This is a genomic window from Aureibaculum sp. 2308TA14-22, assembly GCF_040538665.1.
In the GTDB taxonomy this organism is placed as follows: domain Bacteria; phylum Bacteroidota; class Bacteroidia; order Flavobacteriales; family Flavobacteriaceae; genus Aureibaculum.
In genome coordinates this window covers 2,728,949-2,742,015 of record NZ_JBEWXT010000001.1, presented here as the reverse complement: position 1 = coordinate 2,742,015, position 13,067 = coordinate 2,728,949, and the positions used below count along the sequence as shown (strand labels likewise).

The 13,067-nt window shown below is 32.8% G+C and carries 14 protein-coding genes; 10 read left to right on the top strand and 4 right to left on the bottom strand.

The genetic code is table 11. From position 1 onward, the window contains the following. Nucleotides 1-8: 8 nt before the first annotated feature. The gene (locus U5A88_RS12325; RefSeq protein ID WP_354206866.1) at nt 9-1,259 is read left to right on the top strand and encodes a tetratricopeptide repeat protein; all 1,251 of its coding nucleotides are present in this window, start codon (nt 9-11) and stop codon (nt 1,257-1,259) included. A 46-nt stretch (nt 1,260-1,305) separates the two neighbouring features. Next, entirely contained in the window at nt 1,306-1,788 is a 483-nt protein-coding gene (locus U5A88_RS12320) for a hypothetical protein (RefSeq protein ID WP_354206864.1), read from the top strand. Nucleotide 1,789: 1 nt separating this feature from the next. Here U5A88_RS12320 and U5A88_RS12315 read toward each other — a convergent pair whose 3' ends face one another. Genes U5A88_RS12315 through U5A88_RS12305 form a run of 3 tightly spaced genes read right to left on the bottom strand, consistent with a single transcriptional unit; the run spans nt 1,790 to nt 4,611 of the window. Then, nucleotides 1,790-2,530, bottom strand: a complete 741-nt coding sequence (locus U5A88_RS12315) for a Bax inhibitor-1/YccA family protein (RefSeq protein ID WP_354206862.1) — start codon at nt 2,528-2,530, stop codon at nt 1,790-1,792. Between the two features lie 3 nt (nt 2,531-2,533). Continuing rightward, a complete protein-coding gene (locus U5A88_RS12310) occupies nt 2,534-3,661 on the bottom strand; it encodes a glycosyltransferase (protein WP_354206860.1) in 1,128 nt (375 codons plus the stop codon). After that, on the bottom strand, nt 3,658-4,611 hold the full coding sequence (locus U5A88_RS12305; RefSeq protein ID WP_354206858.1) for a lysylphosphatidylglycerol synthase domain-containing protein: 954 nt from the start codon (nt 4,609-4,611) through the stop codon (nt 3,658-3,660). The genes U5A88_RS12310 and U5A88_RS12305 overlap by 4 nt, the downstream gene beginning before the upstream one ends. 57 nt (nt 4,612-4,668) lie before the next feature. On the opposite strand from U5A88_RS12305, the gene U5A88_RS12300 reads away from it, so the two are divergent. The 8 genes from U5A88_RS12300 to U5A88_RS12265 all read left to right on the top strand — a co-directional run bounded on the left by U5A88_RS12300 (nt 4,669) and on the right by U5A88_RS12265 (nt 10,381). Next, nucleotides 4,669-5,589, top strand: a complete 921-nt coding sequence (locus U5A88_RS12300; protein WP_354206856.1) for an endonuclease/exonuclease/phosphatase family protein — start codon at nt 4,669-4,671, stop codon at nt 5,587-5,589. A gap of 54 nt (nt 5,590-5,643) precedes the next feature. Then, nucleotides 5,644-6,198: a crossover junction endodeoxyribonuclease RuvC gene (gene ruvC, locus U5A88_RS12295; RefSeq protein ID WP_354206855.1), complete on the top strand. Its 555-nt coding sequence runs from the start codon at nt 5,644-5,646 to the stop codon at nt 6,196-6,198. A 2-nt stretch (nt 6,199-6,200) separates the two neighbouring features. After that, nucleotides 6,201-6,950, top strand: a complete 750-nt coding sequence (locus tag U5A88_RS12290; RefSeq protein WP_354206853.1) for a DUF3667 domain-containing protein — start codon at nt 6,201-6,203, stop codon at nt 6,948-6,950. After that, nucleotides 6,950-8,077, top strand: a complete 1,128-nt coding sequence (gene hemW / locus U5A88_RS12285; RefSeq protein WP_354206851.1) for a radical SAM family heme chaperone HemW — start codon at nt 6,950-6,952, stop codon at nt 8,075-8,077. Before U5A88_RS12290 ends, hemW begins: the two co-directional genes overlap by 1 nt. 89 nt (nt 8,078-8,166) lie before the next feature. Continuing rightward, entirely contained in the window at nt 8,167-8,904 is a 738-nt protein-coding gene (locus tag U5A88_RS12280) for a cyclase family protein (protein ID WP_354208184.1), read from the top strand. 3 nt (nt 8,905-8,907) lie between these two features. Beyond that, nucleotides 8,908-9,270, top strand: a complete 363-nt coding sequence (locus U5A88_RS12275; protein WP_354206849.1) for a DUF4260 domain-containing protein — start codon at nt 8,908-8,910, stop codon at nt 9,268-9,270. After that, complete coding sequence (locus tag U5A88_RS12270) at nt 9,270-9,620, top strand: MmcQ/YjbR family DNA-binding protein (RefSeq protein WP_354208182.1); 351 nt, start codon at nt 9,270-9,272, stop codon at nt 9,618-9,620. The genes U5A88_RS12275 and U5A88_RS12270 overlap by 1 nt, the downstream gene beginning before the upstream one ends. Before the next feature lie 182 nt (nt 9,621-9,802). Further along, nucleotides 9,803-10,381, top strand: coding sequence for a PhnA domain-containing protein (locus U5A88_RS12265; RefSeq protein ID WP_354206848.1), 579 nt, complete (start codon nt 9,803-9,805; stop codon nt 10,379-10,381). Between the two features lie 93 nt (nt 10,382-10,474). Here the strand turns inward: U5A88_RS12265 and U5A88_RS12260 are convergent, their stop codons facing one another. Beyond that, nucleotides 10,475-13,066 (bottom strand): M56 family metallopeptidase, encoded by a 2,592-nt coding sequence (locus U5A88_RS12260; protein WP_354206846.1) that lies wholly within the window; start codon nt 13,064-13,066, stop codon nt 10,475-10,477. Nucleotide 13,067 lies beyond the last annotated feature (1 nt).

Genomic DNA, 13,067 nt, shown 5'->3' with positions numbered 1-13,067 from the left:
TTTTTACTATGAGAAAAAAATTAGTTCTATTGCTTTTTATAATATGTATAGCCAAAACTGATGCTCAAACATCGGTTTTGGTTATTGCAGATGAGTATTTAGAAAAGGGTGATTATCAAGTGGCGTTGCAAAAATTAAAAGCCGAAGAAAACCCAACTGCCGAGGTGCTACAAAAAATAGCAGATATTTACCGTAAAACGGGCAATTATGCGAATGCCATAGATTACTATAATAAGGTTTATAATTTAAAACCATCCGACAAAATAAAAGAACAATTAGGTAAATGCTATCAATATACGGGCAATACCGTAAAAGCAATTAAACTGCAAAGTGAAGTATTAAAAGCCAACCCAGATAATTTATTATTACAGTACAATTTAGCAAAGCTGTATGCCGCAAACAGAAAAACGGCTAAAGCTATTGATTTGCTAAATGGTTTAGTTGAGAAAGATTCGACCAATCCTAATTATCATTATGAGTTGGGTGAAGCTTATGAAAAAATTAAAAAAGACCCTACTAAATCTTATTTAAGAGCTTATAAATTAGATTCAGCTCACGTTAAAAGTATTTATCAATTGGCTAAATTTTTCAATAAGGTAAAGGTTAGGGATTCCGCAGGAATTTTTATAGATAGAGGTTTAGCAATTAATGCTGATAATCTGAATTTTTTACAACTTAAAGCTCAATACGAATTTTTAGAAAAAGAATATGATAGTACGCTGGTTTATCTAAAAAAATTAGAGAGCCAAAATTTTATAACACCTTTTGTCAATAAATTATTTGGGTTAAGTTATTTTAAATTAGAAGACTATGAAAACGCTCTTCTGTATTTTAATAAAGTAAGAAAGTCAGATTTTAGGGATGCAAATAATCTATTTAATATAGGGTTGGTGCATGCGGCTATGAAAGAATATAAAAAAGCAGAAATGACTTTTCACATGTCTATTGCATTTCAAAAACCAGATGTTGACAAGAATTATTTTGAACTAGGTAAGGTGCAATTAGAACAAAAAGAAGTTAAAAAAGCTATAGCATCTTTTCAGAAAGGTTTTGAAAATAACTCTAGAAATTACCAACTATTGTTTCAAATAGCAATGTTATCAGACGATTTTTATAAGGATAAAAAGATTGCCTTAAAGCACTTTGAAAAGTATGTAGAAAAATTCTCCACTTATGATAAAAAATCTACTTTATACGCGAAATCTCGTATTAAAGACATTAAGAAAGAACTTTTTATGAAAGCAGAGCCTGAGAAATAAGATTATTTTATCAAAAAATTGTACTTTCGTTGTTTTAGAACAAACAATGCTAAGGCGAACCTTCAGTTTTCTTTTTTTTATACTTTTACTTACTTCATGTGAGTATTTTTCGACTAGTTCTTCTACGTCAAAAAGTAATTTGGAAGTTTCTAATTCTATCATTGATTTTACCAAAGTAGATACGTACCCTATATTTCCGGAATGTGAAAATTACGCTGAAAATGATAATCAAAAAACGTGTTTTTACAAAACGTTGCCCCAAAAATTGACTGAATCTTTGGGACAAGAAGATATTAAGGTCAAAAAAGCAATAAACGATACAGCATGGATAGATATTCTGATTGATAATACAGGCAGGGCAAGTTTGGTAAATGTAAATTCTACGGCTGCTATTGATGATCAGATTCCTGATTTTAAACAAATACTAGAACAAAGTATTGACCGTTTACCAACGATGAAACCTGCTGTTAAGCGTGGCATTTTTGTAAAATCGCAATATAGAATGGCGGTTGAGGTGAAGACGATTTAGGTTAGAACCTAATTGCTAATTTTTTCATCAACCGTAATACTTCTACATACAACCATATCAATGTAACCAATAAGCCCCAAGTAGCCACCCATTCGTAATATTTTGGTGCTTTGTAGAGCTTTCTGTCTATAAAATCGAAATCGAGCATTAAGGAGAATGATGCAACCATTGCGGCAATAATATTAAACCCAATGGCAAAATAGGAAGTTCCCCAAATATAAGGTGTGGCAATACCAAAGAAATTTAATATCCAACTGATAACATAAATGCTCATTATGGTTATGATGGATGTAATTATAACACTTCTAAACCGTTTGGTAACCACAACAATTCTTGCTTTATAAAGCAAAAGCATAATAAAAAAAGTAAGAATAGTGACACTAACTGCACGCATAGGCATGCCTTCAAAACGAATTTCAGCATACGCAGAAATACCGCCCAAAAACAACCCTTTTGATAAGGCGTAAAGTGGAGTTGTAATGGGCGACCATTTCTTTTTATAAGAAGTTATAATACTAAATACAACCGCTGCTGCTAATCCTCCATAGGTGTAATATTGTACATCTTGCCCTTTGTTAACTAAATCCCATACATACCACGTTGTTACCCCAACTAGCATTATGGAAAATAGCGACTTTATAAAAATGCCGTTTAAGGTCATTTTTGAAGCCGAACTTCGACCGTATTTCCAGATATAGCGGCTAAAAACGGGATTTGAAGTGTTGTAGTTTAGGTTTGCCATTGGTTATTTTTTAAAGCTTCTTCCTTTCCATCGAAATCCTTTGTTGAAAGAAAGAGCAATCACAAACATACTAAAAAATGGGTAGCATAAACTACTCAGCAAATACAATGGAACATTAAAAGGTTGTTTAAAAAGGAAGAACACTTTTAATAACAGGGAAAGGTCTAAAACCAATTTAACCATAAATAGGAGGAGTAGATGTTGCCATAAAACTAGCTTGGCCAAAACCATAAATACTGTCAAAACCAATAAAAAATTAATTATAAAAACTATAACTCCTACCAATTTGGTAAAAGTAGTCTTGACCGATGATGTTTTTGCCGCCCAACGTACACGTTGTGAAATTAAAGATTTGAGTGTAGGTTGAGGTTTCGTATAAACGAGAGCATCTTTAGACTTTAAAAACTGAACACCATTAGGAAATTTGTTTTTTATTTTTTCCATTAAAAAAATATCATCACCACTGGCAATGTGTGCATTGCCTTCAAAACCGTTTACTTCAAAATATACCGATTTTTGATAACAAAGATTGGCTCCGTTGCATAAAAAGGGTTTGTTAAGACCAAATCCTCCAATAGTTGCTGCTTGCAGACTTAAGAAATCAAACAATTGAAATTGTTCTAAAAATGAGTTTCCAACTATATAAGTTACTGGTGTAGCCACTAATTTAGGTTGATGGGTTTGTATAAAAGCATCAAAAGTTTGTAGCCAATTTTTTGGTACAATGCAATCGGCATCGGTAGTGATAATCCAGTCAAATTGTGCTTTATTTATGGCAGTTTCAATAGCATCTTTTTTGGGAGAAGTAGACTCTCTTAAGTTTTCTAAAATGAGAATGGGTAAATTGGGGTATCTGGTTTTAGACAGCTCGATGATTTTTATTGAATCATCATCAGAATCATCATCAATCATCAAAATTTCAAAAAGTTCTTTAGGGTAATTGAGTAATGAAAGACTATTAAGTAGTTCAGTCAGATTATTTTCTTCATTCCGAAAGGGAATAATAATCGAAAATTTAGTTTTGGGGATTTCAACAGATGGTGTAAATTCCTTTACCTTATTAAATCCGATACCCAGAGTGATTATTAACACTCCATAACACAATACTATGATAATTGAAGGCAGTATCATCTTTGTTGAGCGGTGTTAAAATTTAATACAAAGTAGCTGCCAATAACTGCTGGTATTCCAAAATTTAATATCCACATTAATAAGGAAATAGTTACAATTACCAATTCATTTACACCAATTAGACTAAATACCCAAATGGCAACAGAGCCTTTTACCAGCCAATCTAGCAGTGCTAAACTAGGCACAATTGAAGCTAGAAAATACATAGATGTAATTAAGCTCATACAAGTTAAATAATCAACGTTAACCCCGAAAATAGTGAGTAAAAAATAAAACTGATGCGAGAAAATAATATACCTAACTAATGAGAACAATATAATTTTTAGATGTAAATCTACTGGCATATTTTTTATGAAATCAGTTATTTTATCAATATAAAAACCTCTGATTTTTTTTGACCCTTTGAGGCTTCCACCAATTAAAAATAGTACAACTAATACTAAAATATAACCTATTTTCCTAAACCGATGAAAATCAATGTCAACATCAAAATGGGTTACCACATAAACCAATCCGATTAACCCTAAAACTACTGTAACTGACATTTGACTTATGTTTCCAAGCAGATTGAGCAATAGTATTTTTCGCCTATTCCCTTTTTTAAAATAAAAAGCTTTTGCACCGTATTCGCCAATTCGGTTGGGGGTAAATAAGGATGCAGTTAATGAACCTAAACTTTGTCGAAAAGCATCATATAAGGATATTTTTTTGATGCTTAAAACCAATGTTTTCCATTTTAAAATTTCAAATAACCAATTACAGATTGTTAAAATCAATAATAATAAGATGGATTTATAGCTTGTAAAGACACTTTGTTCAAGTTGATTGGTAAAATCTTGAATACTAAGCTGATCATTATGAATGGTTTTGTTGTAGATAAAATAAAACGCCCCGACCACAATGGCCAATTTTATCAGAAAAAAGAAGAAATGTTTGGTTTTATTTGGCAACGAATTGTATTTTAGTGCAAAGTAAAACTAATATTTGAAAATTGAAATACAAATAGAATGAAACGATTACTTATTTTCTTTACCTTTTTTATTTTAATGGTTAGTTGTAGAACACAAGAACAAACGAGTGCTTTTAAAGTAATGGCATGGAATATTTTGCACGGAGCTAATGATATTGAAAACGGACCTCAAAACGCCATAAAAATTATTAAAGAAATAAATCCTGATATTATTGTAATGGTAGAGACCTATGGTTCTGGTAAAATGATAGCTGACTCTTTAGGATATAACTTTCATTTGATTGCCCCAGAAGGAACAGCTTTAGATGATAAAAGTGTGAATCTGTCTATTTTTTCTAAGTTTCCTTTTGGAGAAAGGATTGATACCGAATTTCCTTTTTACCTCGGTGGTAGAGAAGTTATTATTAACAATCAAAAAATGAATGTTTTTTCTAATTGGTTTCATTATTTACCTTGGAATAATGAACCTGAAAAAATGGGTAAGACCGCAGAAGAATTATTGGAATGGGAGCGAACAGAGACTAGGTATAATATGATTCAGAAAGTGCTGCCAACAATCAAGAAATATGCTTCGCAAGCTGATTCTATTCCGATGATTTTTGGGGGAGATATGAATACGCCATCACATTTAGATTGGGGCAAGGAAACCGCGACAATCCATAATAATCTAGTTGTGCCGTGGTATGCCACTAAGGTGCTAGAAGAAATAGGCTTGATAGATTCTTATCGCGAAGTAAACCCCGACCCTATTTCACATCCTGGGATTACTTGGGATGGTAAAGGTAAAAGGGATGAACACAGAATAGATTATATTTTTTATAAAAGTCCAAAATTAAAAGCTGTAAAATCGGAATCGTACAATGCTTTTCTTGATGAACCTTTGATTATTAACGGTAAAGAAATTATGTATCCTTCCGATCATGGTATAGTGGTGACTACTTTTGAACTTCGACATTAGATGCCTTGGCAACGTAGAATTGTTTAGTTTTGTAAACATAGTTAAAGAGAGAACTTGAATTCAGAAAAAATAATATTAGGCATTGATCCCGGAACCACCGTTATGGGTTTTGGGTTAATAAAAGTGGTGAACAAACAAATGCAGTTTATGCAATTGAACGAATTGCAACTCAAAAAATACTCCAATCACTACGTTAAACTCAAACTTATTTTTGAACGTACAATAGAATTAATTGACAATTATCACCCTGACGAAATTGCCATTGAGGCCCCTTTTTTTGGTAAAAATGTGCAGAGTATGTTAAAGCTGGGTCGTGCACAGGGTGTAGCTATGGCCGCGGGTCTCTCAAGGCAAATACCCATTACGGAATATTCCCCCAAAAAAATAAAAATGGCAATTACTGGAAACGGAAATGCCAGTAAAGAACAGGTTGCCAAAATGCTACAAAGTACATTGAGTTTAAAAGAACTACCAAAAAACTTGGATTCCACCGATGGTTTAGCAGCTGCCGTTTGTCATTTTTATAATGATGGAAAGGTTGTGGGAGATAAAAGTTATTCGGGCTGGTCTAGTTTTGTAAAGAATAATGAGAAAAGGGTAGGGAAATAAATATGATTACGAGAAAAGAACCAACATATTGCAAAAACTGCCAAAGTAATTTGATTGCTAACTATTGTAGTAAATGTGGTCAAAGAGCATCCGTACATAAAGTTACATTTAAAGAGACGCTTCAAGATTTTATCGATGTTGTTTTTTCAGTAAATTCACCTTTACTTCTTACGCTTAAATTATTAGTGGTAAACCCAGGAAAGCTATTTAGGGAGTATCTAAATGGAAAAAGAAAAACGTATTATAAACCAGTTCCATTTTTTATCTTAGTAACACTGATTTTTGTACTTGTAAAGTCACTATTGAATTACGATCCAATGCAGAATATGGTCGAAGCTGGAGGCATAGGAGTGAGTCAAAACTTAATTACTAATGCTGGAGTTTTTATGGCAAAAAACGTAAATAATATCATTTTTACTTTTGTTTTCACATTTGCTGTTGCTGTTAAATTATTATTTTTTAAAAGGTATACATTTGCTGAATATATTGCAATTTCATTTTATGTTATTGGTTTTTATATTGTAATAACGACTGTATTAATGTTTGGTTTACAATATGTAGGTGCACAATATAGAATGGTGCCATTTATAGTTATGCTTTTTTATATGATTTATGCATTGCTATCCTTTTTTCAAAGGATAAGTTTTTTAAATATTATTAAGATCATTTTTATATATTTTATCTCAGTGATATTTTATATGATAATAGGGTACGGACTTTCATTTTTAATAGTTTGGTTAAAAACTAGTTAATGTCTAGTATTTATCTCCATATTCCCTTCTGCAAACAAGCTTGCCATTATTGTGACTTTCACTTTTCTACTTCGTTAAAACGAAAAGAAGAAATGGTACAAGCCTTAGCAACCGAATTGGTGTTGCGTAAAAATGAACTTAATGAAGAGGTTGAAACCATTTACTTCGGCGGCGGTACACCTTCCTTATTGACTGCTGAGGAGTTGCAAATTTTATTAACTGCGATTTATGAAAATTACGAAGTAATTGAAAAACCTGAAATTACCTTGGAGGCTAACCCTGACGATTTAACCATTGGAAAAATTGAGGAACTGGCATCTTCCCAAATCAACCGATTAAGTATCGGAATCCAATCGTTTTTTGATGAAGATTTGCGAATTATGAACCGTTCACATAATGCAACACAAGCTAAAAAATGCTTAGAAGAAGCTACAAAATACTTTAACAATATTACAGTTGATTTGATTTATGGCATTCCAAACATGTCAAATAAACGTTGGAAAGAAAACTTGAAAACTGTTTTTGATTTCGGTATCAACCATATTTCAAGCTACGCCTTAACGGTGGAACCAAAAACGGCATTGGAAAGTTTTATCCACCAAGGAAAATATCCCGACGTATCTGAAGAACTGGCATTGGAGCATTTTAATATTTTGGTTGCTGAAACCGAAAAACAAGGGTTTGTGCATTACGAAATTTCCAATTTTGGCAAGCCCAATTATTTTTCAAAACACAATACGGCCTACTGGTTTGGTAAATCGTATTTGGGTATTGGGCCTTCGGCACATTCCTTTAACGGGAAAGAACGGAGTTGGAACGTTTCCAATAATGTAAAGTACCTAAAGGCAATTCAACAGCATAAAATCCCTAGAGAAATAGAAGAATTATCGATAGACAATCGGTTCAACGAGGCCATAATGACCGGTCTGAGAACCATTTGGGGCGTAGATTTACAAAAAATAGAAAATGAATTTGGTAAAAACTATAAGAGCGATTTACTAAAAAAAGCTCAAAAATTTGTCGAACAAAATTTGTTGCAGGTAACAAATAAAGAGAAACTAAAAACGACTAAAAAAGGTAAATTTTTGGCAGATGGTCTAGCTAGTGAACTTTTTATAATTGATTAGGGTAAACCTTTGCGAAAATCTTTGCTTCCTTTGCGTGAAACTTTATTTAATCCTTATATTTGGAATTATAATAAATGACGCAAAAGAATATGCTCACAACAATACAATACGGATCACAAAAATTAAAGATAAACTTATCCGAACCTTTAGATATTTCAATACCTCTGCCCTTAACACGAGACAATGTAGGAGTACTGGCCTGGAATCAAAAAAGCCCACGGTTAAAAAAAATGAGAAGTATCAAAAAAAAGCATTCTTCAAATTTTAATTCCATTTATTTTAAGCCGCATGCCCATGGTACGCATACTGAATGTGTTGGTCATATAACCAAAGAATTTATTTCTCTCAATCAGTCTTTAAAACAGTTTTTCTTTTTGGCAGAAGTAGTTACCGTTGCTCCGGAGAAAATTGATGGCGATTTTGTTATATCTAAAAAACAAATACAGTTTGTGTTAGGCAATAAAAAACGTGAGGCCATAATTATACGCACTATGCCAAATACTAGCGACAAATTAAAGCGAAACTACTCCAAGACCAATCCACCTTATTTGTTGGAAGAAGCTGTGGAGCATTTAAAGAATAAGGGCATAGAACACTTGTTAATCGACCTACCATCAGTAGATAAAGAAAAAGATGGTGGTAAATTATTAGCTCATAATGCTTTTTGGAATACCAATGGTAGGGTAAGAAAAAGTGCAACCATAACTGAGTTTATTTTTGTACCCAATAGTATCAAAGACGGGAAGTATTTTTTAAACCTACAAATTGCCCCATTTGAAAATAACGCCTCACCTAGTAAGCCCATTTTATATGAGGTTTTAAATTAAAAAATGATGATGAAGAATATTCTTAAATTTGAAGAGATAGTATTGTTTGCTCTTTCTATTTACTTGTTTTCATTGTTAAATTTTGATTGGTGGTGGTATTTATTGCTGTTTTTCTTGCCGGATGTTGGCTTTGTAGGTTATGCTATTAACTCTAAAATTGGAGCATTAACGTATAATATATTGCATCATAAAGGGATTATGATATTGTTGTACTTAGTGGGAATTTATTTGCAAAGTGAAGTTTTGCAAATGATCGGGATTGTATTTTTTGGACATTCCGCTTTTGACAGGGTATTTGGTTACGGACTTAAATTCAATGATAGTTTTAACAATACCCATTTGGGTAAAATAGGAAAAAGGGAATGATGAACATAGAAGAATTTCGCGAATATTGTTTAAGAAAAAAAGGGGTTACCGAAAGTTTTCCTTTTGATGAACATACACTTGTTTTTAAAGTGCTTGGTAAAATGTTTGCCTTAACAGGATTAACAAGAAAACCCACACAAGTAAATTTAAAATGCGACCCCGAAAGAGCCATTGCACTTCGCGAAGAGTATGATGGTATTATCATTCCCGGTTACCACATGAGCAAAAAACTCTGGAACACTATAATTTTTGATAACCGATTGCCAAAATCCTTGCTCCCAGAACTTATTGATCATTCTTATGATTTGGTTGTCGCCAAATTGCCCAAAAAATTAAGAGAAACGCTTTGAAAGAGATGAAAATGATAATTTAGAGTGTCATTCCGAGGCACGAGGAATCTGTTGAATTCGTCGTTGTAAATTTGAGATTCTTCACTTCGCTTAAAATGGTGATAATGTTCAAACACTCATATGCTTCGTTCTGAATGACAACAAAATTATTAACCTAATACAAATAACAATTAATTACAACAATGAGTATATTAAAAAACCTAGAAGAAAGAAGTAATTCTACTTGCGAAATGTGCAAAGCAACGGAAAATCTATCCGTTTATAAGTTGCCACCGGCACTTAACGAAACGATTGATGAAGCCGTATTGGTTTGCAATACCTGCTTGGAACAAATTGAAGATGCCGACAATATGGACGCCAACCATTGGCGATGCTTAAATGATAGTATGTGGAGCGAACATCGACCTGTACAAATTCTTTCTTGGCGGATGTTACAACGCTTACGCTCTGAAGGTTGGCCGCAAGATTTGCTGGATATGATGTATTTAGATGATGAAGCCTTGGCTTTTGCAAGGCAGACTGGCGAACATTTGGATACACAAGATGCTATAGTGCATAGGGATAGTAATGGTGCAATTCTTGAGGTTGGTGATTCCGTTGTACTGATTAAGGATCTAAAAGTAAAAGGTTCTAGTATGGTTGCCAAACAAGGTACGGCCGTCAGACGAATATCTTTAGACCATGAAAATGCCGAATATATAGAAGGCAAGGTTGATGGGCAGCAGATTGTAATTATTACAAAATTTGTAAAGAAATTATAGATTAATCTTGGGATAAAGCTCCTCCCCTTATTTCAAGGGGAGGTATCCAGTTACATAGTTTATAGCTTGTAAAAAAGATAAAGGACGGAGGGGTTATTCTTCAACCGTAATAGGCTTCTTAGAGAGTTTCACTATAGGCTTACTAGAACCATGCCCTAACACTTGAATATTAATGCTCTTGTTTTTCTTAGTAATTTCAATCGCCTTATCTGATGTTATTTTTTTACCCTCATAATAAAATAATGCTCCTTTTTTTGCCATCTGAATCATATGATCTGTTGTGTCTTCAGGAATAGGAGGTGGCGGTGGAGGAGTTGGTAAAACCCCTTCTTTTTCTGCTAATGTTGAATACGCTTTATGAAGTTCCATTACATTTTTGTATTGATTTTCTATGTTGTCCAACCCTTTTTTGTCAGTTCTATATTTTCTCACAGCTTTAGCATATAGTTCAGTTTCTTTAGAAAAGTTTTTAAAAGCTTTTTGCAATTTTTTTGAACCTTTTTCTATCGTTTTCTGGCTAGGGGCTGGTGGCGGAGGTGGTGGTAACTCATATCCTTCGGAAACCTTTTCTCCAATCTTTACTGGTGGAGGCGGAGGCGGAAAATTAGGAAATGGCTCGGCATTCTGTTTTTGCTTTTTAGTCATTAGGTTATAAATATAACTTAGACGATTTACGTCAGTTACTTTAACAACCATATTGTTTTTTGACATACTATTATAGTGTTTTGCTAACTTATTATATTCAGCAACTTGCTCTTTTGTAGCTTTGTCTTGGTTTTTTATTGGCGGCGGCGGACAATTCGGAAAAGGCTCAGCATTTCCTTTTTGTTGTACCGTCATTTTATTAAAAATAGACTCCAAACGGTTTAAGTCTTTTAATTGAACTACACGTTTGTCCTCGGGTTGTGCATTGTATTTTTTTGCCAATTTGTTGTATTCTTCTAGTTCTTGTGGATTGGCTTCTTTCTGTTGAAAGCCATCTGAGCTTAACTTATTAAACTTTTTATTTATTTTTTCAATTGATCTGTAATTTATTATTCTTTCACCACCATAAGTCATTATTTGTTTTCCAAGTTCTTTCTGGTCAAAATATTTGTGTGTATAAAAAGTACACCAAAAAGGTTGAGGATATTTTTTAGACCTACCCGTTTTTGTAATTGTCATTGGGCCAGATACATATGCTATCTCGCTTAATTGGTATTTGTCTAATTCGGAATTTGGTACGCTCTTGTTGTCAATCCAGATAGCATATAAATTGGATTTTTTATATTCATTAATATCTTTCTGTGTTGGTGCTTTTTTTCGTTTGGGTTCTGGTATATATGATAGCATTGGAAACATTTTTTTCTCCTTTTCTGATAATTCCTCATAAAGTTTCTCCATTAAAAGCCCTTCTCCAATTATAGTGTCTTTATATTGAATTCCTTTACTGTAAGAAAGAAGTCTCGCTCCAGCATAGTAGGTGTCTTGAGTAGGTTTGCCTTTATAGGTAGGTTTCGGATATAACCTATTTTGTTTTATAACATTTTGTGCCCCGTTGATATTCACTTTCTTGATTCCATAGTCCCTCAAAATGATTTTTAAATCTGTAATGGAAGCCATTTTTGTGTTTATATCAGTATGGATGTTCGCAGTAATATTTTCTTTGTCCCGAATTGTAATATCAGGATTTATTTCATTGAACCTTTTCTTTAAGTTTTCTATACTTGTCTGAATATTATTTACTAAATAATTGCCATTTTTATTAATTAATATCTCAATATTATTTATTGTTAAATTTGTATTAATCGATTGAGCTGCTGTCTCTTTACGTTTTTCTACTTCAACAATCTTTTGCTCGCTAAAACTATATATCAACACCGCAACCAACGGCAACAGAATCAAACTTTTAATCCAAACTGCTTTTTTTGATGTTCTTGTTTTCATAATGGTAAATCTTTTTTTAATGGATGAATAATTTAATGCATTGGCTAATGCAGGTTCGGTTGGACTCGTTGAAAAAGTCAATAGTATTTCTTGATAAGCTGTAAGCGGAACACCTTTGTTTAACACAGCTCTATCTGCTAAAAATTCGTGATTCAGTTTTACATCTTTCTTTATAAAGTAGAGCAGTGGGTTAAACCAAAATACCACTTGTAGCAACTCAATTAAAATCACATCTAAGCTGTGTTTTTGTTTGGCATGGGTTTCTTCATGCCAAAACACTTCTTGTGGAATTTGATGTTGTATATACCTATGTTTGTTTAAAAATATATAGCTAAAAAAGGTGTGTGGGGTCGTCAGGTTTTGTAATAAAACATGAGTAAATTGGTTTACTTTTTGTTTAGTATTTCTTCTAACTTTTAAACCAATTTGCAAAAGGTTAATTAAGAATTTCAACCCAAATAGTACTACTCCAAATCCATAAACCGTCCATAATATGATGGGCCAATAATTTATTGTCGCTAATTCAGTTGTTGTTTGTTGGTCAATAGGAATTTCAGATACCATATAGGGAATAAATTCAATAGACTCAACTTCTACAACTGTGGTAAAAGTGATTAATGGAATTGTGAAAGCTAATAGCAAACCGCACAATAAATAAATTCGTTTAAAAATATGGATGGGTTCTTTTTCCAATAGTAGTTTGTAAAACAAATAAAATATTGTCAAAATAATCCCTGATTTTAATAGATATGCTGCCATG